Origin of the sequence: Pseudoxanthomonas sp. GW2 (assembly GCF_000283075.1) — a bacterium.
Lineage (GTDB): Bacteria > Pseudomonadota > Gammaproteobacteria > Xanthomonadales > Xanthomonadaceae > Pseudoxanthomonas.
Genome location: NZ_ALIP01000164.1, coordinates 1 through 22,316, shown reverse-complemented (window position 1 = coordinate 22,316; position 22,316 = coordinate 1). Strand labels below are relative to the sequence as shown.

17 protein-coding genes are annotated in these 22,316 nt (G+C 70.7%); 11 read left to right on the top strand and 6 right to left on the bottom strand.

Annotated elements, in window-relative coordinates:
* Positions 1-75: 75 nt before the first annotated feature.
* A complete protein-coding gene (gene cmk / locus B351_RS0115620; protein ID WP_026010795.1) occupies positions 76-753 on the bottom strand; it encodes a (d)CMP kinase in 678 nt (225 codons plus the stop codon).
* Between the two features lie 175 nt (positions 754-928).
* Here cmk and ykgO point away from each other — a divergent pair, with 175 nt between their 5' ends.
* The 5 genes from ykgO (at position 929) to B351_RS0115595 (ending at position 4,991) form a co-directional block, all read left to right on the top strand.
* On the top strand, positions 929-1,054 hold the full coding sequence (ykgO, locus tag B351_RS0115615; RefSeq protein ID WP_010342887.1) for a type B 50S ribosomal protein L36: 126 nt from the start codon (positions 929-931) through the stop codon (positions 1,052-1,054).
* A gap of 176 nt (positions 1,055-1,230) precedes the next feature.
* The gene (locus tag B351_RS0115610; protein ID WP_019399968.1) at positions 1,231-1,557 is read left to right on the top strand and encodes a hypothetical protein; all 327 of its coding nucleotides are present in this window, start codon (positions 1,231-1,233) and stop codon (positions 1,555-1,557) included.
* 123 nt (positions 1,558-1,680) lie between these two features.
* Positions 1,681-2,712: an agmatine/peptidylarginine deiminase gene (locus tag B351_RS0115605; RefSeq protein ID WP_019399967.1), complete on the top strand. Its 1,032-nt coding sequence runs from the start codon at positions 1,681-1,683 to the stop codon at positions 2,710-2,712.
* Positions 2,713-2,823: 111 nt separating this feature from the next.
* Entirely contained in the window at positions 2,824-3,708 is an 885-nt protein-coding gene (locus B351_RS0115600; RefSeq protein WP_019399966.1) for a carbon-nitrogen hydrolase, read from the top strand.
* Positions 3,709-3,761: 53 nt separating this feature from the next.
* Complete coding sequence (locus B351_RS0115595) at positions 3,762-4,991, top strand: TraB/GumN family protein (RefSeq protein ID WP_019399965.1); 1,230 nt, start codon at positions 3,762-3,764, stop codon at positions 4,989-4,991.
* A gap of 71 nt (positions 4,992-5,062) precedes the next feature.
* On the opposite strand, the gene B351_RS0115590 is transcribed toward B351_RS0115595, so the two are convergent.
* The 3 genes from B351_RS0115590 to B351_RS0115580 are packed head-to-tail and all read right to left on the bottom strand — an operon-like array spanning position 5,063 to position 12,867.
* Entirely contained in the window at positions 5,063-8,146 is a 3,084-nt protein-coding gene (locus tag B351_RS0115590; protein WP_019399964.1) for an efflux RND transporter permease subunit, read from the bottom strand.
* 3 nt (positions 8,147-8,149) lie between these two features.
* Positions 8,150-11,722: an efflux RND transporter permease subunit gene (locus tag B351_RS0115585; protein ID WP_019399963.1), complete on the bottom strand. Its 3,573-nt coding sequence runs from the start codon at positions 11,720-11,722 to the stop codon at positions 8,150-8,152.
* Positions 11,722-12,867 carry an efflux RND transporter periplasmic adaptor subunit gene (locus B351_RS0115580; RefSeq protein ID WP_050992268.1) on the bottom strand — a complete coding sequence of 382 codons (1,146 nt, stop codon included), beginning with the start codon at positions 12,865-12,867 and terminating at the stop codon, positions 11,722-11,724. The genes B351_RS0115585 and B351_RS0115580 overlap by 1 nt, the downstream gene beginning before the upstream one ends.
* A 253-nt stretch (positions 12,868-13,120) precedes the next feature.
* Here B351_RS0115580 and B351_RS0115575 point away from each other — a divergent pair, with 253 nt between their 5' ends.
* The 6 genes from B351_RS0115575 to B351_RS0115550 all read left to right on the top strand — a co-directional run bounded on the left by B351_RS0115575 (position 13,121) and on the right by B351_RS0115550 (position 20,426).
* On the top strand, positions 13,121-13,498 hold the full coding sequence (locus tag B351_RS0115575) for a cytochrome c (protein ID WP_019399961.1): 378 nt from the start codon (positions 13,121-13,123) through the stop codon (positions 13,496-13,498).
* 14 nt (positions 13,499-13,512) lie between these two features.
* Positions 13,513-13,950 (top strand): c-type cytochrome, encoded by a 438-nt coding sequence (locus tag B351_RS0115570; RefSeq protein WP_019399960.1) that lies wholly within the window; start codon positions 13,513-13,515, stop codon positions 13,948-13,950.
* Between the two features lie 147 nt (positions 13,951-14,097).
* Positions 14,098-15,978 (top strand): ABC transporter ATP-binding protein, encoded by a 1,881-nt coding sequence (locus tag B351_RS0115565; protein WP_019399959.1) that lies wholly within the window; start codon positions 14,098-14,100, stop codon positions 15,976-15,978.
* Positions 15,979-16,003: 25 nt separating this feature from the next.
* Positions 16,004-17,182 carry a PQQ-dependent sugar dehydrogenase gene (locus B351_RS0115560; RefSeq protein WP_019399958.1) on the top strand — a complete coding sequence of 393 codons (1,179 nt, stop codon included), beginning with the start codon at positions 16,004-16,006 and terminating at the stop codon, positions 17,180-17,182.
* A gap of 118 nt (positions 17,183-17,300) precedes the next feature.
* Entirely contained in the window at positions 17,301-18,083 is a 783-nt protein-coding gene (locus tag B351_RS0115555) for a ferredoxin--NADP reductase (RefSeq protein WP_019399957.1), read from the top strand.
* A gap of 159 nt (positions 18,084-18,242) precedes the next feature.
* Positions 18,243-20,426 carry a M3 family metallopeptidase gene (locus tag B351_RS0115550; protein WP_019399956.1) on the top strand — a complete coding sequence of 728 codons (2,184 nt, stop codon included), beginning with the start codon at positions 18,243-18,245 and terminating at the stop codon, positions 20,424-20,426.
* Between the two features lie 157 nt (positions 20,427-20,583).
* Here B351_RS0115550 and cfa read toward each other — a convergent pair whose 3' ends face one another.
* Positions 20,584-21,705 (bottom strand): cyclopropane fatty acyl phospholipid synthase, encoded by a 1,122-nt coding sequence (gene cfa, locus B351_RS0115545; RefSeq protein ID WP_026010793.1) that lies wholly within the window; start codon positions 21,703-21,705, stop codon positions 20,584-20,586.
* A 10-nt stretch (positions 21,706-21,715) separates the two neighbouring features.
* On the bottom strand, positions 21,716-22,316 hold a 601-nt coding region (locus tag B351_RS17880; protein ID WP_019399954.1), incomplete at its 5' end, for a DUF3298 and DUF4163 domain-containing protein.

Sequence of the window (22,316 nt, the reverse complement as noted above, 5' to 3'; positions counted from 1 at the left end):
CCCCGCCGCGTTCCGCGGCGGGACCTGGCGCGGGATGCGCCGTTTCTGCTGTTTCCGCGGCGGCCGGGTGGCCGCTCAGGCCGCGTGCTTCGGCACCAGGGCCAGCACGCGTTCCACCACCTCGTCGATGCCAAGCCCGGTCGTGTCGATGAGGACGGCGTCTTCGGCCGGCTTCAGCGGGGCGACCGTGCGCTGGGCGTCGCGGGCGTCGCGGGCGAGGATCTCCCGCAGCAGACCGTCAAAGATAACCGAAACCCCTTTTTCCTTCAACTGGTTATGGCGGCGACGGGCGCGCTCCTCGGCGCTGGCGGTCAGGAACACCTTGGCGGTGGCATCCGGGAAGATCACCGTGCCCATGTCGCGGCCGTCCGCGACCAGGCCCGGCGGGCGCCGGAACGCGCGCTGGCGCTCCTTCAGCGCCTCGCGCACCTCGGGGATGGCGGCGATCGCCGAGGCCACCGCGCCGGTGGTCTCCAGCCGCAGTTCGGAGGTGGCGTCGGTGCCGTTGACCAGCACCCGCAGCCCTTCCGGCCCGTCGCGGAACTCGATGGCGGTGTCGAAGGTGCAGCGGACCAGGGCCGACGGGTCCGCCAGGTCCAGGTCGGCCCAGCTGGCCGCCACGCCCACCGCCCGGTACAGTGCCCCCGAATCCAGGTAGTGCCAGCCCAGGCGGCCGGCCACGATCCGGCTCACCGTGCCCTTGCCCGCCCCGGAAGGACCATCGATGGTGAGGACGGGGACTGGCTGGGACATCGGCGGCTCCGCGGGGCTGTGGGGGAGCGGAATTGTAGCCGCGCCCGCCCCCGCCCCGGGCTTTCGCTGCAACTGCTTGAACCGGCTCCGGAATCATGGGTAGAATGACGGGCTTATTTTCATGCCTCGGCCAATCGGCCCTGGCTTCCCAATCCGTCGTCCTCCGAGGTGTGTCATGAAAGTCCTGTCCTCCCTGAAGTCGGCGAAGGCCCGTCACCGCGACTGCAAGGTGGTCCGCCGCCGCGGCAAGGTCTTCGTGATCTGCAAGTCCAACCCGCGCTTCAAGGCCCGCCAGCGCTGAAGCCGGCAGGCGGCCGCCCGGCCGCCGGCTTGTACGGGAAGGCCGCAGCGATGCGGCCTTTCGCGTTTCCGGGCCCATGGAAACACGCGCCGCAGCCGCCCGCGTTCTGCTTACAATCGGCCCTGCACCCGCCGGCCGCCCTGGCCAGGCGGACCACTGTCCGGGGAGACACCACGATGAAGCACCGCTTCCAAGTCCTGTCCCTGCTCGCGCTGGCCGGCCTGTCGGCCGCCGCGCAGGCGGATACCCTGCTGATCGAGCGGGTCGACAAGCCGCTGGCGGCAAAGCCGGAACGCGGCCTGAGCATGGCCGAGGTCGAGGCCCGCTTCGGCGCGCCGCAGGAGAAGCTGGACCCGCGCGGCGGCCAGAAGAAGCAGTGGCCGGCGATCCACCGCTGGGTCTACCCGGACTACGTGGTCTACTTCGAGAAGGACCGGGTGATCGACGTGGTCGCGCACAAGGCCTCGCCGAACGAGATCGGTCCCAAGCCGCCGGTCCGCTGATCCTCCCGCGCCCCGCTCCGGCGGAGCGCGCCTTCTGCGCCGGCCGCGCGGCCGGCACCGTCCGCAGCGCCGCTGCGTCCCCCATCCCCGCCCGGCCGTGCCGGGCCTGCACGACCCGAACGAATGACCGAGAACCTGCGCTTCCCCGCGGAGTGGGAACCCCAGTCCGCGATCCTGATCGCCTGGCCGCACGCCGGCACCGACTGGGCCGAGCGCCTGGGCGAGGTCGAGGAAACCTACATCGCCCTGGTTGCCGCGATCACCCGCTTCCAGGACGCCTGGATCTGCGTGGCCGACGACGACGTGGAGACCTATGCGGAAGCGCGGCTGCGCTCGGCCCGGATCGACATGGAGCGGGTGCGCTTCATCCCGTTCGACTACGACGACACCTGGCTGCGCGATTCCGGCCCGATCACCCTGCGCGAGGGCGACGGCTTCCGCGTGCTGGACTTCCGCTTCACCGCCTGGGGCGGCAAGTTCGAGGCCGGGCGTGACGACCGCCTGGTCCAGGCGCTGGCCGCCCAGGGCCTGTTCGGCGACGCCGTGCACCAGCGCATCGATTTCGCCCTGGAAGGCGGCGGCATCGAGACCGACGGCGCCGGCACCCTGCTGACCACCTGGCGCTGCCTGCACGAGCGCCACCCGCAGGCCAGCCGCGAGGAGCTGTCGGCGAAGCTGGCCGGCTGGCTGGCCCAGGACCGGGTGCTATGGCTCGACCACGGCTACCTGGAGGGCGACGACACCGACGCCCATATCGACACCCTCGCCCGCTTCGCCCCCGGCGACGCCATCGTGTTCCAGGCCTGCGACGACCAGGGCGATAGCCACTACGCCGAACTGAAGGCGATGGCGGACGAGATCGCCGCGCTGCGCACCGCCGACGGCCGTCCGTACCGCCTGTTCCCGCTGCCGTGGGCGGCGCCGGTGATCGACGAGGGCCGCCGCCTGGCCGCCTCCTACGCCAACTTCCTGGTCATCAATGGCGCGGTGCTGATGCCGGCCTACGGCGATCCGGCCGACGAAGCCGCCGCCGCGGTGCTGGCGCAGGCCTTCCCGGGCCGCGAGATCGTGCAGGTACCCTGCCGCCCGCTGATCTGGCAGAACGGCAGCCTGCACTGCATCAGCATGCAGCTGCCGGCGGGCCTCGGCCACTAAACAGGTCCCCTCGCGCCCGCCGCGATGCCTGCCCCGCGCGCGTGGCTTCAGGCCCCGTGCGCGGGGCGCGGGTTACCATCCCTTTCCGCTACGCAAGACGACGCCTTCCCCATGAGCCGCAAGACCCTCACCGTCGCCCTGGTCCAGGAACGCAACCAGGGCGACGCCGAAGCCAACCTGGCCGCGATCGAAGCGCGCGTGGCCGAGGCCGCCGCGCTCGGCGCGCAGCTGGTGCTGCTGCAGGAGCTGCACAACGGCGCCTACTTCTGCCAGCACGAGTCGGTGGGCGAGTTCGACCTGGCCGAGCCGATCCCCGGCCCCAGCACCGAGCGCCTGGGTGCGCTGGCGAAGAAGCACGGCGTGGTCATCGTCGGCTCGCTGTTCGAGCGCCGCGCCGCCGGCCTCTACCACAACACCGCGGTGGTGCTGGAGAAGGACGGCAGCCTGGCCGGCAAGTACCGCAAGATGCACATCCCGGACGACCCGGGCTTCTACGAGAAGTTCTACTTCACCCCGGGCGACATCGGCTTCCGGCCGATCGACACCTCGGTCGGCCGCCTCGGCGTGCTGGTGTGCTGGGACCAGTGGTACCCGGAAGCGGCGCGGCTGATGGCGCTGGCCGGCGCCGAGCTGCTGCTCTACCCCACCGCCATCGGCTGGGACCCGGACGACGCCCAGGACGAGAAGGACCGCCAGCGCAACGCCTGGATCCTCAGCCACCGCGGCCATGCCGTGGCCAACGGCCTGCCGGTGCTGTCCTGCAACCGCGTCGGCCACGAGCCCTCGCCGCTGGGCGCCTCGGGCATCCGGTTCTGGGGCAACAGCCACGTGCTGGGGCCGCAGGGCGAATTCCTGGCCCAGGCCGGCGAGGACGCCACCGTGCTGGTGTGCGAGGTCGACCTGCAGCGCAGCGAGCACGTGCGCCGGATCTGGCCGTTCCTGCGCGACCGCCGGATCGACGCCTACGGCGACCTGCTCAAGCGCTACATCGACTGACGGGCCGGCCCCGCCTGCCGCGACTCCCACCTTCCGGCCACCGCCAGCCCGCCATGACCACGATCCAATCCCTGCCCGAGTCCGCGCCCGCTCCTGCCGATCCGCTGGCGGGCCAGCCCGTGCGCGTGGTCGAGCGCGACGGCGTCCGCTACACCCTGCTGGGCACCGCGCACGTCTCCCGCGCCAGCGTCGAGGCGGTGCGCGCGGCAGTGGCCAGCGGCCGCTACGACGCGATCGCGGTGGAGCTGGACGCCGGCCGCCTGCAGTCGCTGACCGACCCGGACCTGCTGGCCAAGATGGACATCGTGCAGGTGATCCGCGACGGCAAGACCCACGTGTTCGCCGCCAACCTGGCGCTGTCCACCTACCAGCGGCGCCTGGCCGAACAGCTGGACGTGGAGCCGGGCGCGGAACTGAAGGCCGCCGTGGAGGACGCACGCGCCCTCGGCCTGCCGGTGAAGCTGATCGACCGCGAGGTCGGCCTGACCTTCCGCCGCGCGATGCAGCGGCTGGGCTGGTGGGGCCGCGCCCGGACCGGGGCCGGCATCCTGGTGGCGATGTTCGGCGACGAGGAAGTCGGCGACGACGAGATCGAGAAGCTCAAGCAGGGCGACATGCTGGAGGCCAGCTTCGGCGAGTTCGCCAGCCACAGCCCGGCGCTGTACGAGACCGTGATCGCCGAGCGCGACCGCTACATGGCCGCGCGCCTGCGCCAGGAGCGCGATGCCGCCCACGTGCTGGCGGTGGTCGGCGCCGGCCACCTGCCCGGCCTGGCGCGGCACCTGGCCGAGGACCAGGAGGAACCGGCCGGGGTCATGGGCGAACTGGAGGCGGTGCGCGAGAAGTCCGGGTTCCCGTGGATGGAGACCATCATCGGCGCCTTCCTGCTGGGCGGCTTCGCCTGGGGCATCTGGCAGGGCGGCATCGACGTCGGCGCCGACTTGCTGCTGCAATGGGTGCTGGCCACCGGCCTGCTCGGCGCGCTGGGCTGCGCCATCGCCGGCGGCCACCCGCTGAGCATCCTCGCCGCCTTCGTCGCCTCGCCGCTGACCCCGCTGCACCCGGCGCTGGCCTCCGGCACGGTCAGTGCCTTCGTCGAGGCGACCCTGCGCAAGCCCACCTACGCCGACTTCATGGCCCTGCGCGACGACGTGCAGACCCTCAAGGGCTGGTGGCGCAACCGTGTGGCGCGCATCCTGCTCAACTTCTTCCTCACCAGCCTGGGCACCGCGATCGGGGTGTGGACCGGCGGCCTGCGCATGCTCGGCAAGCTCGTCGGCTGAGGCCTCCCTCTCCCGGCGGGAAAGGAAAAAGCCCGGCTTGCGCCGGGCTTTTCCGTTGCCGGGCGGCGGACCTACTCCGCCACCGCGGCCGGCACGCTGGCGGCCGCGCCGCCCCCGTCCAGCCCGCGCGCCCTGCGCACCAGGCGCGAGGTGGCGGTGCGCAGGTCGTCCAGGATCGCGTAGATGGTCGGCAGGAACAGCAGGCTGACCACGGTGGAGAACGCCAGGCCGCCGGCGATGGCGCGCGCCATCGGGTAGTACGGCGGCATGCCGTCGACGGTCTGGGTGTTCAGCGCGATCGGGATCATCGCCAGGATCGCCGTGCCCATGGTCATCATGATCGGGCGCAGGCGTTCGCGGCTGCCCTCCACCAGCGCCTCGGTGCGCGGCAGCCCGCGCCGGCGCAGGTTGTTGATGTGCTCGATCATCACGATGCCGTTGTTCACGACCACGCCCATCAGCACCAGGATGCCGATCACCGCCATGATCCCCATCTCGGTGCCGGTGAGCCAGAACAGCCAGTACACGCCGAAGATCGAGAACAGCACGCAGGACATGATCGCGGTCGGGAACAGCATCGACTCGAACACTGCCGCCATGATCACCAGCATCAGCACCAGCGCGATGATGATCGCGCGCAGCATCTGCGACATGCCGTCGAAGTTGATGTTGAAGCTGGCGCTGTCGAAGGTGTAGCCGTAGCCCGGCGGGAATTGCACGGCCTCCAGTGCCTGCTCGATCGCCTTGCGCGCGTCGGCCACCGCCACGTCCTTGGCCAGCCCCGCCTCGATGCGCAACATGGTCTGCCGATTGAAGCGCTGGATCGAGGTGGCAGACGGGTTGACGTCGACGTCTACCATCGCCAGCAGCGGGATCTCGGTGCCGTTGGGAGCGCGCACCATGAACGAGGCGAGATCCTCGACACCATAGTGGTCGGCGCCGGCGAAGCGCACGTTGACCGGGATCTCCACGTCCTCGCGGTGGAAGTCGCGCAGCGAGGAGCCGCGCAGGGCCATGCCGACGTACTGGGCCACCTGCTGGGCACTGAAGCCGTAAGCGGCCGCGCGCTCGCGGTCCACCCGCACCGACAGCTCGGTGTTGGCGTCGCCGGTGTCCACGCGCACGTCGCGCAGCTTGGGGTTGCGCGACAGGAGCGGCACGATGTCCGCGGCCAGGTCCTCCAGCACCTGCGAGGAATCGCCGACCAGGGCAAAGTTCACGCCCTGGCCCTGGTTGCCCGAGCCGCCGGGCCAGCCGATGCCGATCTTGGCGCGGGCCGACTGCGGCAGGCCCTTGCGGATCTTCTCCTCGATCTCCTTGCTCAGCTCCAGGTCGTCGATGCCCAGGTACAGGCGGGTGTAGGCCCAGCCCTGCTCGCTGTAGCGACTGTACACCCGATCCACCTTGAACTCCTCGCGGTTGGCGTTGATGAACGCCTCCACGCGCGCCACCTCGCGGCCCATCTCCGCCTTCGAGTAGGCGCCCTTCCACTGGTAGTAGATGTTGATCTCGTCTGGCGACCGGTCGTCGCCACTGCCCTTGCTCTGGGTGATCGGCACGATGCTGGCCAGAGTGATCAGCACGATGCCGGCCACGCTCCAGCCGCGGTGCTGCAGGCTCCAGCGCAGGGTCCGCGCATAGCGCTCCTGCAGCCGGGTGATCAGCGGCGACTTCACCGCCGGCGGGGTCTTCATCCGCGCCGACAGCATCGGGATGAGGCTGATGGCCACCAGCCAGGACGCCAGCAGCGAGACCGAAATCGTCACCGCCAGCTGTCCCAGGTAGATGCTGATGATGTTCTTCTCGCCGAACAGCATCGGCAGGAACACCACGCAGTGACACAGGGTGCCGGCCGACAGCGCGATGGCCACGTGGCGGGTGCCGATGACCGAGGCCAGGGCCTGGCGGTCGGGGTACTTCTCCCGCTCCTGGTAGATGCTCTCCACCACCACCACGGCGTTGTCCACCAGCATGCCCACTGCCAGCAGCAGGCCCATCATCGAGATGATGTTGAGGGTGATGCCGGCGAAGTACATGAAGCCCAGGGTCATGGTGAAGCAGATCGGGATCGCCAGGCTCACCATCAGGGTGGACGGCCAGTGGCGCAGGAACGCGTAGAGCACGATCACCGCCAGCACCAGGCCGATCGCGCCGGCCTCGGCCAGCGCCGCCAGCGAGCTGGTCACCGCCTGGCCCTGGTCGTCGGTGACCTCGATGCCGATGCCGCGCATGGCCGGGTCCTGCGCCAGCGCCTCCACTTCCTTGCGCACGGCGCGCGACAGGTCGACCAGGTTGGCCGCGCGCTCCTTGTAGACGTCCACCGCCACGCTGGGCCGGCCGTCCATCTGCCGCACGTAGTCCATGCGCTGCGGCTGCAGGGATACCTCGGCGATGTCCGACAGCCGCACACCCTTGCCGTTGACCGGCAGGTCGCGCAGCGCCTGCAGCTCCTGCAGCTCGCCGCGCGGCTGCACCCGCAGGCGGCGCCCGGCCTCGGTGATCTGCCCGGCGGAGACCGAGAAGTTGGCCGCCTGCAGCCGCTGCACCAGCTCGTTGAGCGCCACGCCGTGGGCGCTCAGGCGGTCCTTGTCCAGCGCCACCAGCACTTCCTGGCTGGCCACGCCCTCGACCTCGATCCGGGCCACGCCGGGGATGCGCTCCAGCCGCCGCTTGATCGTCTGTTCGATCAGGTCGGCGCGCGAGGTGAGGTCCTCCTCGCTGGTCAGGCGCAGGCTCATCGCCTCGCGGTCGGAGGTGGTCCAACGGTAGACGTAGTAGCGGCGGAAGTCGTCCGGCAGCTCGTCGCGGATGGCGTCGATGCGCTCGCGCGCCTCGGACGCTGCGATCGCGATGTCGCGGTCCCAGTCGCTGAACTCCACCTGGATCTGCGCGCTCTCGGCGTTGGCGCGCGAGTTCATGGTGCGGATGCCGGGCATGGTGGCCAGCGCCTCCTCCACCGGCCGCAGCACGTTGCGCTCGATCTCCTCGGGGGTCGAGCCCTCGTACGGCAGCCAGACGAAGAAGAACGGGATCGTGGCCTCCGGCTCGGCCTCCAGCGGCAGCCGGAACGCGGCGATCAGGCCGATCACCACCATCGACACGAACAGCATGATGGTGGTGACCGGGCGGCGGATGGACAGCTCGGTGATGTTCATCGATCAGGCCTCCGCGCCGCCGCCGATCTGGTCGTGCTCGCGGGCCAGCACCTGCTCGGCCTGCAGCGCCTCGCGGCGCGAACGCTGGCCGCGCTCGACGTAGTAGCCGTCGGGCTTGCGGTCCAGCAGGTCGTACACCACCGGGATCACCACCAGGGTCAGCAGGGTCGAGACCAGCAGGCCGCCGATCACGGTGATCGCCATCGGCGAACGCACCTCCGCGCCCTCGCCGAAGGCCAGCGCCAGCGGCATGAAGCCGAACACCGCCGTCAGCGTGGTCATCATGATCGGGCGCAGGCGCGAGCGCGCGCCCTCGACCAGGGCCTCGCGCTTGGCCACGCCGGCCTCGCGCAGCTGGTTGACCTTGTCGATCAGGATGATCGCGTTCTTCACCACCAGGCCCACCAGCAGGATCAGGCCGATCGACACCACCACCGACACCGGCGAGCCGGTCAGCAGCAGCGCGCCGATCGCGCCGACCAGGGCCAGCGGGATGGTGAACAGGATGACGAACGGGTGCAGCAGCGACTCGAACTGCGAGGCCATCACCAGGTAGACCAGGAACACCGCCAGGCCGAAGGCGAACAGCAGCGAACGCAACGACTCGCCCAGCTCCTCGCCCTGGCCGCCGATGCGCATGCCCACGTCGGCGCCCAGCGGGTTCTCCGCCACCATCTGCTGGACCTCGGCGACGGCCGTGCCGAGGTCGATGTCGCGCAGGTTGGCCGAGACGATCGCCACCCGGCGCTGGTCGGCGCGGTGGATCTCGCTGGGGCCGGTGGTGGCCACCACCTCGGCCACCGAACCCAGCTCGATCGGGTTGGAGCCGGCGGGATTGACGATCAGCCGGCGGATGTCGTCCACCGAGGAGCGCTCGGACTCGCGCACCCGCACCAGCACGTCGATCTTGCGGTCGCGGAAGCTGTACCGGGTTGCGACGTTGCCGCGCACCTTGTTGACCACCGCGTCGGCGATCTGGCGGGTGGTCAGGCCCAGGGACGCGGCGCGGTCCTGGTCGAAGATCACCTGGATCTCGGGGAAGCCCTGCTCCACGGTCGACTTGACGTCGGCGTAGTGCGGGTTCTGGCGCAGCATCGCCGCCAGCTTGTTGCCGGCCACCCGGATCGTCTCCAGGTCGTTGCCCTCGATCTCCACTTCCAGCGGCGCGGCCAGCGCGAACAGCTGCGGACGGGCGAAGTCCACCTGCGCCGACGGATACGCCTTCATGCTCTGCCGCAGCGTTTCCATCAGCGCGGCCTCGCGCGAGGTGTCGTCCATCACCACCGACAGCTTGCCGATGTTCTCGCCGCTCTCGGTCGGGCTGGCGTCCAGCCGGGTGCCGGTGCCGGAGACGCCGTACAGCAGGCGCACGCCCGGCTCGCCGGCATGCCGGCGCTGGATGTCGCGCACCAGCGCGTCGGTCTGCGCCAGCGGCGTGCCCGGCGGCAGCTTGGCGGTCATCTCGAAGCGGTCCTGGGCCAGCTGGGGGATCAGGTCGACGCCCAGCAGCGGCAGCGTGGCCATGGTCGCGGCGAAGGCCAGGGCCGCGCCGCCCAGCACCAGGCCGGGCCGCTCCAGCGCGCCGGGAAGCATGCGCAGGTAGCCGGCCTCGGCGCGGCGGTACGGGGCCATGGCGACGTCGCTGGCCTTGCCCATCACCCGGCCGGCCACGCGGGCGGCGACGCGGAAGGCGCGCACCACCATCCAGGCGGCCGCGTAGAACAGCGACTTCAGGTACCAGAAGCCCGCGGCCAGGAGCAGGCCGGGGACCAGCGCGCCCCAGGTGGCGACGCTGCTGCCGGGCATGGCCTTGCCCAGGATGGCCTTGCCGATGCCGTAGCCGATCGCCAGCACCACCAGGGTGGCCAGTACCCGCAGCACGCGCAGCACGCGGTCGCCCTGCGGCGCCGGCTCGGCCGGGAACTCCAGCGGCGGGCGGCCCTTGAGCGAGCTGAGCATCGGCACCAGGGTCATCGACACCACCAGCGACACGGCAATGGCGATGGCCACGGTCAGGGCCTGGTCGCGGAACAGCTGGCCGGCGATGCCCTCGACGAACACCAGCGGCAGGAACACCGCGATCGTGGTCAGGGTCGAGGCCACCACCGCCATGAACACCTCGCGGGTGCCGGTGATCGCCGCCTCGAGGATGCCCAGGCCGCGCTCGCGCGCCTTGGCGATGGACTCCAGCACCACGATCGAGTCGTCCACCACCAGGCCGGTGGCCAGGGCCAGGCCGCCCAGCGACATCACGTTCAGGCTCAGGCCCAGCTGGCCCATGAAGAAGAACGTGGTGATGATCGACACCGGCAGCGACAGCGAGATGACGAAGGTGCTCCAGCCGTCGCGCAGGAACAGGAAGATGATGAGCACCGACAGCAGGCCGCCGATCACCGCATCCATCTTCACGTCGTTGACGGCGTGGCGGATGAAGACCGACTGGTCCTCGACCACGGACAGTCCGATGTCCTTGGGCATCCGCTTGCGGATCTGCTCCAGGCGCGCTTCCAGCGCGTCGGCGGTGGCCACGGTATTGGCGTCGCCTTCCTTGTAGACCGCCAGCTCGACCGCCTCGCGGCCGCCGGCGCGGATCACCGCCTCGCGCTCCTTGTAGCCCTGGCGCACCTCGGCCACGTCCTTCAGCCGCACCGGGACCACGCCGCCGCCGCCGTTGTCGGCGCGCAGGGCGGCGATCACGTTGGGGTCGCGGCTGCCGAGGATGGCCAGCATCAGCTGCCGGTTCTCGCCGGTTCCGCTGTTGCCGGAGGACTGCCCGCCGGCGGTGGTCAGCAGCATCTCGCGCATCTGCTCGACCGAGGAGAACTGGTTGACCGTGCGCACCAGGTAGCGCTGGGTGCCCTCCTCCAGGCGGCCGCCGGACAGGTTCACGTTCTCCTGCTTGAGGCGCTCGATCACCTGGTCCAGCGACAGGCCCAGCTGGGCCAGCTTGCGCTGGTCGATCTCGACCTGGACCTCGTCCTCAAGGCCGCCGCCGACCTTGACCGCGGCCACGCCCGGCACCGGCTCCAGCCTGCGCTTGAGGTCCTCGTCGGCGTAGCGGCGCAGCTCCATCAGCCGGCGCACGGCGTCGGCCTCGTCGGCCGGCTCCTGCTTCGAGCTCAGCGCCAGGCGCATGATCGGCTGGGTCGAGGGATTGAAGCGCAACAGCACCGGCGGCTTGGCCTCCAGCGGCAGCTGCAGCGTCTCCATCTTGTCGCGGACCTCCAGGCCCGCCTGCTGCATGTCCGTGCCCCAGGCGAACTCCAGGACCACGTCGCTCTGGCCGGTGCGCGAGATCGAGCGCAGCTTGCGCAGGCCCTTGACCACGCCCAGCGCTTCCTCGGCCGGCTGCGAGATCAGGGTCTCGACCTCCGACGGCGCCGCGCCCTCGTAGTCGGTGCGCACGGTCAGGGTGGGATAGCTCAGGTCCGGCAGCAGCTCGACCTTGAGGCTGGACAGCGAGATCAGGCCGAACAGCACCAGGGTCAGGGTCATCATCGCGATGGTGACCCGGCGGCGGGTGGCGAACTCGACCAGGTCGAATCCGCGCGTCTGGTGGACGTCGTGCGTTGCCATCAGCGCGCCGCCTGTGCCGCGGCCGCCTGGGCCGGTGCCTTGCCGCCGGCGACCTCGGCCTGCGGCTCACGCTCCAGCACCTGCACGGCGCTGCCCTCGCGCAGGGCCGACTTGCCGGCGACCACCACGGCGTCGCCCTCGGCCAGGCCCTCGCGCACCTCGACCCAGCCGCCCTCGCTGTAGCCCAGCTTCAGGCCCACGCGCGCGGCGTGGCCGTCGCGCACCACGTACACCGCCGGCTCGCCGCCGTCCTCCAGCAGCGCCGTGCGCGGCACCACCAGGGCGTCGGCACGCTGGTCGTAGTTGATGCTCAGGCGGCCGAACATGCCCGCGGTCAGCTCGCCGTCGCCGGCGAAGGAAGCCACCACGCGGAAGGTGCCGGTGCCGTTGTCCACCACCGGGGCGACGCGGTCGACCACGCCGGAGAAGCTGCGGCCCGGCAGCGCGTCGGCGACCAGGGTCACGGCCTGTCCCGCGCGCAGCTTGGCCATTTCCCGCTCCGGCACGTTGAGGGTGGCCTCCAGCCGGCTGCTGTCGACGATGCGGATGATCGGCGAGTTGATCTGCACGAAGTTGCCCGGCTTGATGTCGCGCGAGGCAACCACGCCGGAGATCGGCGCCACCACCGTGGTGTAGGACAGCTCCAGCCGCGACAGGTCGTAGGCGGCGCGGGCCTGCTCCAGGTCGTAGCGCATCTGGTCGACCTCGCCGGCGCTGATCAGCTGCTGGGCCACCAGCTGGCGGGCGCGGTTGTAGTTGTTCTCCAGCTTGCGCACCAGGGCCTCGTTCTGGGCCAGGGCCAGGCGGGCACGCTCCGGGTCCAGCCGCACCAGCGGCTGCCCGGCCTTGACGTACTGGCCCTCCTCGACCAGCACCTCCAGCGCCACGCCGGAGGTCTTGGCCACCACCTGCGATTCGGCCCGCGGCTCCAGGGCGGCGGTGCCGGCGTAGCTGGCGGCGATGGGCCGGCGGGTGGCCTCGGCCACTTCGACCGGGACGGCGTCGGCGGCGGCCTGCTCCCCCTGGGCGGCGGCAGGCGGCTTGCCCTCGCCCCCCTTGCAGGCGGTGATGGCGGCGGCAAGCGCCAGGGCGGCAGCGACGGCGCGCAGCCCGGCGGGCACGGCGGGGGAAGTGGCTCGGTCCATGTCGTTTTCCATGCTCGCTGGCCCCTTCGATGGGGCGTGATTAGGTGTTGTATCCAAGTAGACCACCAACACAATGACCCGCCATGCGCCGAAGGTCATGGTCCGCACGCCGGGCAGCGTGCACCCCCTCCTTGATCAAGCGCAATGCGGCCGGTTCCCGCTTGCGTTAAGGCGGGGCTATACTGCGGCGGTTTTCGTGTCCGGAGGGGTAGACCGGCACGACCGACTCCAACGAGACCGATCGGACTAACGAATGATGCGTCGCCCGCTGCCGCTAGCCGTTTGCATTGCCCTGGTCACTTCCCTGTCCTTCAGCGCTGCCGCGCAGGAGTCCACCCAACCCGCCCAGCCGGAAGCCCAGGCCGCGGCCGGGTCGCCTGCCGGCGACGCCGCGCGCGGCCGCCAGCTGACCTACACCTGCCAGGGCTGCCACGGCCTGACCGGCTACAAGAATGCGTACCCGAGCTTCAAGGTGCCCAAGATCGGCGGCCAGTCGGCCGAGTACCTGAGCCAGGCCCTGCACGAGTACCGCGACAACAAGCGCCGGCATCCGACCATGCGTGCCCAGGCCCAGAGCTTCTCTGAGCAGGACATCGCCGACATCGCCGCCTTCCTTTCCACCCTCAAGTGAGCAGTCAGCCGCCCATGTCGAAAGCCGTGTACGCCCCGCGTCTCGCCATCGTCCTGACCGCCCTCCTCGGCCTTTCGGCCTGCGCTGGCGGGGACGGCTCCACCGAAGCCGGAGCCGCGGCCGAAGCCCGCAGCTCCTCCGCGGGCCTGCCGCCGGGCCGCATCGCCATCGGCGAACAGCTGGCCTCGGCCAAGGGCAAGGCCACCGGCCAGAGCTGCGTGGACTGCCACGGCCCCGACGGCAACGCGCCGATCGACGCCAGCTATCCCAAGCTCGGCGGCCAGTACCCGGACTACCTGGCCCATGCCCTGCAGGAGTACCGCAGCGGCGCCCGCCAGCACGCGCTGATGACCCCGCAGGCCTCCGGCCTCAGCGACCAGGAGATCGCCGACCTGGCGGCCTACTTCGGTTCGCGCCCGTCGCAGCTGAAGGACCTCAGCCAGGCGTATTGATCCGCTGCTTGGGCCGCTGCGCGGCTTGTCCAGGCAAAAGGCCCGCTTCGGCGGGCCTTTTGCTTGGGCGGGATTCGGGATTGGGGATTCGGAGCGGCCCCTGGGCGTGCACGACCGCCGGACTGGGGACGGGGCACAATGCCGGGGATGAGTGCCAAGCCTGATGCCAAGCCAGGGGCCGCGCGCGGCCAGGGGACACCGAGCCTGCGCGAGCGCTTCGATGCGCTGCGCAACCTGCCACCGTTCCTGCGCCAGATCTGGGCCACCAGCCCCGGCCTGACCCTGACCAGCCTGGGCCTGCGCCTGGTCCGCTCGCTGCTGCCGGTGCTGATGCTCTACATCGGCAAGCTGATCATCGACGAGGTGGTGCGCCTGGCCGGGCTCGGCCTGGGCCTGGACCGGCTCGGCGATGCCCTGCGCTCGGGGCAGCTGTCGCCGCTGCTGTGGCTGCTGGCGCTGGAGCTGGCGGTGGCCGTGGGCTCGGACCTGACCGGACGCCTGGTCGCCTATGCCGACGGCCTGCTGTCGGAGCTGTTCACCAATGCCAGCAGCGTGCGCCTGATGGAACACGCCGCCACCCTGGACCTGGAGGACTTCGAGGACCCGGACCTGCAGGACAAGCTGGACCGCGCCCGGCGCCAGACCATGAGCCGGATGAACCTGATGAGCCAGCTGTTCGGCCAGGTCCAGGACGCGGTCACCGTGGTCAGCTTCGCCGTGGGCCTGCTGGTCTACGCACCGTGGCTGATCCTGCTGCTGGCCCTGGCGCTGGTGCCGGCGTTCGTCGGCGAGGCGCATTTCAACGCACTGGGCTACTCGCTCAACTTCCAGTGGACCCCGGAACGGCGCCAGCTCGAATACCTGCGCCAGACCGGCGCCAGCGTGGAAACGGCCAAGGAGGTCAAGATCTTCAACCTCCACCGCTTCCTGATCGACCGCTACAAGGTCCTGGCGGAGCGGTTCTACCTGGCCAACCGCGCCCTGGCCCGGCGCCGTGCGCTTTGGGGCACGCTGCTGGCCGCGCTGGGCACCCTGGGCTACTACGTGGCCTACGGCTACATCGCCTGGCGCACGGTGCGCGGTGACTTCAGCATCGGCGACCTGACCTTCCTGGCCGGCAGCTTCATGCGCCTGCGCCAGCTGCTGGAAGGCCTGCTGGTGGGCTTTTCCCAGGTCGCCGGCCAGGCCCTCTACCTGGACGACCTGTTCTCGTTCTTCGAGATCGAGCCGGAGATCGCCTCGCGCCCGGACGCGGTGCCGGTGCCCCGGCCCATCCGCGAGGGCTTCGTGTTCGAGGACGTGGGCTTCCGCTACCCGGGCGCCGAACACTGGGCCCTGCGCGGGCTCAGCTTCGAGCTGCGCGCCGGCGAGGTGCTGGCCCTGGTCGGCGAGAACGGCGCCGGCAAGACCACCCTGGTCAAGCTGCTGGCGCGGCTGTACGACCCGGACGAGGGCCGGATCCTGCTCGACGGCCGCGACCTGCGCGAGTACGACCTGGACGACCTGCGCGCCAACACCGGGGTGATCTTCCAGGACTTCGTGCGCTACCACCTGAGCGCCGGCGAGAACATCGGCATGGGCCGGATCGAGGCGCTGGACGACATCGAGCGCATCCGCGACGCCGCCCGCCGCGGCATGGCCGACGAGGTGGTCCAGGCCCTGCCGCTGGGCTACGACCAGCTGATCGGGCGCCGCTTCAAGAACGGCGTGGACCTGTCCGGCGGGCAGTGGCAGAAGCTGGCCATCGCCCGCGCCTACATGCGCGACGCCCAGGTCATGATCCTCGACGAGCCCACCGCGGCGCTGGACGCGCGCAGCGAGTTCGAGGTGTTCCAGCGCTTCAAGGAGCTCTCGCGGGGGCGCACCGCGGTGCTGATCTCGCACCGCTTCTCCAGCGTGCGCATGGCCGACCGCATCCTGGTGCTGTCCGGCGGCCGGGTCGAGGCCAGTGGCACCCACGAGGAGCTGATGGCCGCCGGCGGCCGCTATGCCGAGTTGTTCGAGCTGCAGGCCGCCGGCTATCGTTGACGCTTTGTCCCAAGGAGCGTCGCGCATGCAGCACACCCGGCACCTGCCCTCCCTCCTCGCCCTGGCCCTGGCCGCCACCCTGTCGGCCTGCGACCGCGCGCCGGCACCGGCCGCGGATGCCGCGCAGCCGGCGGAGCCGCAGGTGGTGGAAAGCCAGCAGGGCCAGGCGCGGCTGAGCGTGGTCGCCAGCGGCCTGTCCCATCCGTGGGCGGTTGCGCCCCTGCCGGACGGCGGCTTCCTGGTCACCGAGCGCGGCGGCAACCTGCGCCGGATCGGCGCCGACGGCAGCATCTCCGAGCCGGTCAAGGGCGTGCCGGCGGTCGCCGCGCGCGGCCAGGGCGGCCTGCTGGACGTGGCCCTGGCGCCGGACTTCGCCACCAGCCACCGCATCTACCTGACCTACGCCGAGCCGGGCGAGAACGGCACCTCCGGCACCGCCGCCGCCTACGCCACCCTCGACGGCGACACCCTCACCGAGCTGACCGTCATCTACCGCCAGGAGCCCAAGGTCGACGCCGAGTACCACTACGGCTCGCGCCTGGCCTTCGACGACCAGGGCCATGTCTTCATCAGCCAGGGCGACCGCTCGTTCAAGCCCATGGCACAGCAGCTGGACAAGCTGCAGGGCAAGCTGGTGCGGCTGCGCCTGGACGGCAGCATCCCCGAGGACAACCCGTTCGTCGGCCGCGAGGGCGCGCGCCCGGAGATCTGGAGCTACGGCCACCGCAACTCGCAGGGCCTGGCCTTCGATCCGCGCACCGGCAAGCTGTGGGAGAGCGAGCACGGCCCGCGCGGCGGCGACGAGATCAACCTGCCCCTGCCCGGCCTCAACTACGGCTGGCCGCTGGCCACCCACGGCATCGACTACTCCGGCCAGCCGATCGCCGAGGCCCGCGGCAAGGAATACGAGGGCACCGAGTCCCCGCACCACGTGTTCGAGATCTCCCCGGGCCTGTCCGGCATGGCCTTCTACACCGGCCGCGAGGGCAAGCCCTGGAACGACAGCCTGTTCCTGGGCGCGCTGGCCCACCGCAACCTGATCCGGCTGCAGCTGGACGGCGACCGCGTGGTCGGCGAGGAGCGCCTGCTGCAGGACCTGGGCGAGCGCATCCGCGACGTCCGCGCCGGCGCCGACGGCAACCTGTACCTGGTCACCGACGAGGACAACGGCAAGCTGCTGAAACTGGAGCCGCCGCGGGACTGAGCCGCGCGGGGGGCGGCGCCGCTGGCGCCGCCCCGTTCCGCCGTTTGATCAGGCGCAAGGGTCGGGACGGGCGGTCGGCTACAATGGGCGGCGAACCAGAACCGGCAATCCCTCCCCGATGTCATCCGCCTACGGCACCGAAACGGTGCTCGACGTCCGCCACTGGACCGACGCCTACTTCAGCTTCACCACCACCCGCGACGACGGATTCCGCTTCGACAACGGCCAGTTCGTGATGATCGGCCTGCCCACCGAGAGCGGGAAGCCGATCCTGCGCGCCTATTCCATCGCCAGCGCCAACTGGGAAGAACAGCTGGAGTTCTTCTCGATCAAGGTGCAGGACGGCCCGCTGACCTCGCGCCTGCAACACATCAAGCCCGGCGACAGCATCCTCATCGGGCGCAAGCCCACCGGCACCCTGCTGATCAGCGACCTGCACCCGGGGCGCAACCTGTACCTGCTGGGCACCGGCACCGGCCTGGCGCCGTGGCTGTCGGTGATCAAGGACCCGGAGACCTACGAACGCTTCGAGCGCGTGGTGCTGTGCCACGGCGTGCGCCACGTGCAGGACCTGGCCTACCGCGACTACTTCGAGAAGGAACTGCCCAACCACGAGATCCTGGGCGAGATCATCCGCGACAAGCTGGTGTACTACCCGGCGGTCTCGCGCGAGGAGTTCCCGAACCGCGGTCGCCTGACCGACCTGATGGCCAGCGGCGAGATGATGCGCACCCTTGGCCTGGAGCCGCTGGACCCGGAGCACGACCGCGCCATGATCTGCGGCAGCCCGCAGATGCTGGCCGACTTCCGCGCCCTGCTGGACAGCCGCGGCTTCACCGCCTCCCCGCGCATCGGCAGCCCGGGGCAGTACGTGTTCGAGCGCGCCTTCGTCGAGAAGTAAGCCCGAGCCCTTGCGCGCGGCCCGCCGGGATGCCATGTCCCGGCAGGCGCTGCGCGCCCGGTGCCGCCGCCGGTACCCGTCGCATGCCTTTGGTCATGCCCCCTCCCCCGGCAGGCTGGGGTAACCTTGCAGGGTTTGTTTCCCCAGGAACTGCTTTGCATGAAGAAGACCGGCCTCTCCCTGGCACTTGCCGCCGCCCTTGGACTGGGCATCACCGCCTGCACCAGCACCGAGGGCCCCGCGCCCGGTAGCACCGGGGCCGCCTCCGCCGAGGCCCCCCAGGGCAACCCGTTCCTGGCCGCAAGCGACCTGCCCCTGCAGTACCCGCGCTTCGACCAGATCAAGGACGAGCACTTCGGCCCGGCCTTCGACTTCGGCATGGCCGAGCAGCTGGAGGAGATCGAGGCGATCGCCTCCAACGGCGAGCCGCCGACCTTCGAGAACACCATCGTCGCCCTGGAGAACAGCGGCCAGGTGCTGGACCGCGCCCGCGCCGTGTTCTTCAACCTGGTCGGCACCGACACCAACGACGCGCGCAAGGCGATCCAGGCCGAGTACTCGCCGAGGTTCGCCGCGCACCGCGACGCGATCATGCTCAACGGTGCCCTGTTCGCCCGGATCAAGGCCCTGTACGAGCAGCGCGAGGGCCTGGGCCTGGACGCCGAGGCGCTGCGCCTGGTCGAGCGCTACTACACCGACTTCGTCCGCGCCGGCGCCAACCTGTCCGACGCCGACAAGGCGCGCCTGAAGGAGATGAACGCCGAGCTGGCCAAGCTGGGCACCCAGTTCGACCAGAACGTGCTCAACGAGGTCAACGCCTCCGCCGTGGTGTTCGACAGCGCCGACGAGCTGGCCGGCTCGACCGGGGCCCAGATCGCCGCCGCCGCCGAGGAGGCGAAGAAGCGCGGCCTGGAAGGCAAGTACGTGGTGACCCTGCTCAACACCACCGGCCAGCCGCCGCTGAGCTACCTGGAGAACCGCGAGTCCCGCCGCCGCATCCACGAGGCCTCGGTCAACCGCGGCGCGCGCGGCAACGAGTTCGACAACACCGCCATCGTCGCCCGGGTGATGAAGCTGCGCGCCGAGCGCGCCGCCCTGCTCGGCTACCCGAACCACGCCGCGTTCGCGCTGGAGCAGGCCACCGCCAAGACCCCGCAAGCGGTGAACGAGATGCTGGGCAAGCTGGCCCCGGCCGCGGTCGCCAACGCCAGGCGCGAGGCCGCCGAGCTGCAGAAGATGATCGACCGCGAGCAGGCGGCCAAGGGCGAGCCGGGCTTCAGGCTCGAGGCCTGGGACTGGGCCTACTACACCGAGAAGGTGCGCAAGGCCACCTACGACTTCGACGAATCGCAGCTCAAGCCCTACTTCGAGATGAAGAGCGTGCTGGAGAACGGCGTGTTCTTCGCCGCCAACCAGCTGTACGGCATCAGCTTCAAGGAGCGCACCGACCTGCCCAAGTACCACCCGGACACCTGGGTGTACGACGTGTTCGACGCCGACGGCAGCCAGCTGGCGATCTTCATCTTCGACCCGTACGCGCGCGCCTCCAAGCGTGGCGGTGCCTGGATGAACTCCTACGTCGGCCAGTCGAAGCTGCGCGGCACCCGGCCGGTGGTGGCCAACCACCTCAACATCCCCAAGCCGGCCAGTGGCCCGACCCTGCTGACCTGGGACGAGGTCACCACCATGTTCCACGAGTTCGGCCATGCCCTGCACGGCATGTTCTCGGACGTGACCTACCCGTACTTCGGCGGCACCGCCGTGCCGCGCGACTTCGTCGAGTTCCCCTCGCAGGTCAACGAGATGTGGGCCGACTGGCCGTCGGTGCTGGCCAACTACGCCAGGCACCACGAGACCGGCGAGCCGATGCCGCGCGAGCTGCTGGAGAAGGTCCAGGCCACGGCCACCTTCAACCAGGGCTTCGCCACCACCGAGTACCTGGGCGCGGCCATGCTCGACCAGCGCTGGCACCAGGTCGGCGCCGACCAGCTGCCGGAGGCCGACGGGGTGATGAAGTTCGAGGCCGACGCCCTGGCCGCCGACGGCATCGCCTACGCGCCGGTGCCGCCGCGCTACCGCACGCCGTACTTCAGCCACATCATGGGCGGCTATTCGGCCGGCTACTACGCCTACATCTGGTCCGAGGTGCTGGACGCCAACACCCAGGAGTGGATGCGCCAGCACGGCGGCCTGAAGCGCGAGAACGGCGACCACTTCCGCGCCACCCTGCTGTCGCGCGGCGGCACCCGCGACGCGCTGGACCTGTTCGCCGACTTCGCCGGGCACGAGCCGCGGATCGAACCGCTGCTCAAGAAGCGCGGCCTGGACCAGGCCGGCCGCTGAAGGCCACGCAGGCGCCACCTCCGGGTGGCGTCTTCGTCCCGGCCGCCGCGGTTTTCCACAAGCGGTGTGGATGAAGCTTGAACGAAGCTGTGGATAATCGCCGGCGCGCCAGCAACGGCAAGGCTGTCAAGAGGGTTGGCGAAAATTTCGCCAACCCTCAGCGCGGCACCGCCAGTCCCCCCGGCACGCCCTCCGGCGACATCAGCACCTGCCACAGCTGCGCCTGGCGCGCGCGGAAGGTGGCCATGGAGCCGGCCAGGTAGAACCGCCACATGCGCCGGAAGCGCTCGTCGTAGCGCGGGTCCAGCCGCTCCCAGGCGGCCTCGACGTTGGCGCGCCAGGCCTGCAGGGTGCGGTCGTAGTCGGTGCCGAAGTTGTGCCAGTCCTCGATCACGAACAGGCCCTCGCTGGCGCGGGTGACCTGCGCGGCCGAGGGCAGCATCGAGTTGGGGAAGATGTAGCGCGCGATCCACGGGTCGGTGCGGTTGCGCGAGACGTTGCTGCCGATGCTGTGCAGCAGGAACAGCCCGTGCGGCGGCAGGCAGCGCCGCACCACCTCGAAGTAGGCGCGGTAGTTGCGCACGCCCACGTGCTCGAACATGCCGATCGAGAACACCGCGTCGAAGCGCTCGTCCACGTCACGGTAGTCCTGCAGGCGGATCTCGATCGGCAGGCCGGCGCACAGGCGTTGCGCGTAGGCGGCCTGCTCGGCGGAGATGGTCACCCCTACCCCGGACACGCCGTAGCGCTCGGCCGCGAACTTCAGCGCCTCGCCCCAGCCGCAGCCGATGTCCAGCACGCGCATGCCCGGCTGCAGCCGCAGCTTGCGGCAGACCAGGTCCAGCTTGGCTTCCTGGGCGGCGTCCAGGTCGGCGGCGTCGCGCCAGTAGCCGCAGCTGTAGACCAGGCGCTTGCCGAGCATGGCCGCGTACAGGTCGTTGCCCAGGTCGTAGTGGCGACGCCCCACCTCGCCGCTGCGGCTGCGGGTCTGCGGATTGCTCAGGCGCGCGACCAGCACGTCGCGCAATTCGGCCAGGCCGCGTACCTTCTCCCCCAGCCGCGCCTGGATCAGGCGCAGCAGCAGGCCGTCCAGCGAGCCGGTGTCCCACCAGCCGTCCATGTACGACTCGCCCAGTCCCAGCGAGCCCTGCGCCAGCAGGCGCGTCCACAACCGCTCGTCACGTGGCTGCAGGTCCCATTCGCGACCCCCGCCGATCCTGACGTCCGCTTCGGCAAGCAACGCTTCGACCCGACGCCTGGCAAGGGATCCCGCCCCCATCAGCGTCCTCCTACTGCACGAACAGTGCCTGGTACTCCCCGGCCACGTAGGGCAGCAGCGTCGCGGCCGGCACCTGGGCGTACTGTACCCCGTCCGCGTAGGGGCCGACCTGGTAGGGCGGGAACACGAAGCGCAAGGCCGCGATCCGCCCGTCGGGGGCCGGCACCGGCTCGAACTGGGCGAAGTTGGCCGGATCCGGCCCGGTCCCCTCGTCGATCATCCGCAGCGCCGAATCCAGCAGGCTCTTGCGCTCCTGCGGGCTCAGCGCCCCGTCGATCGCGCGTACCTGGGCGGACGCGGCCAGCTGCTCGGCCACCTGGCGCGCCACCACCTGCCAGCCTTCCGCCGAGGGGACCAGGCGCTCGGCGGTCAGCATCTCGCCGCGCCCGGGCAACCACACGAAGCGCGCCACCAGCGGCTGGCCGTGGGCGCCGCCGGTGTAGACGCTGCCGTCGGCGGCCACCGCAACAAGCTGCGGGCTCTGCATCAGCAGGCGGAAGCCCAGGGACAGGTCGTACGGTGCCGCCGGCGGTGCGTCCAGTGCCTCCACCGCCTGCATCAGCTCCTCGCGTGCCTGCTGTGCATAGGCCTGCAGGGCGGCCGCCAGTCCC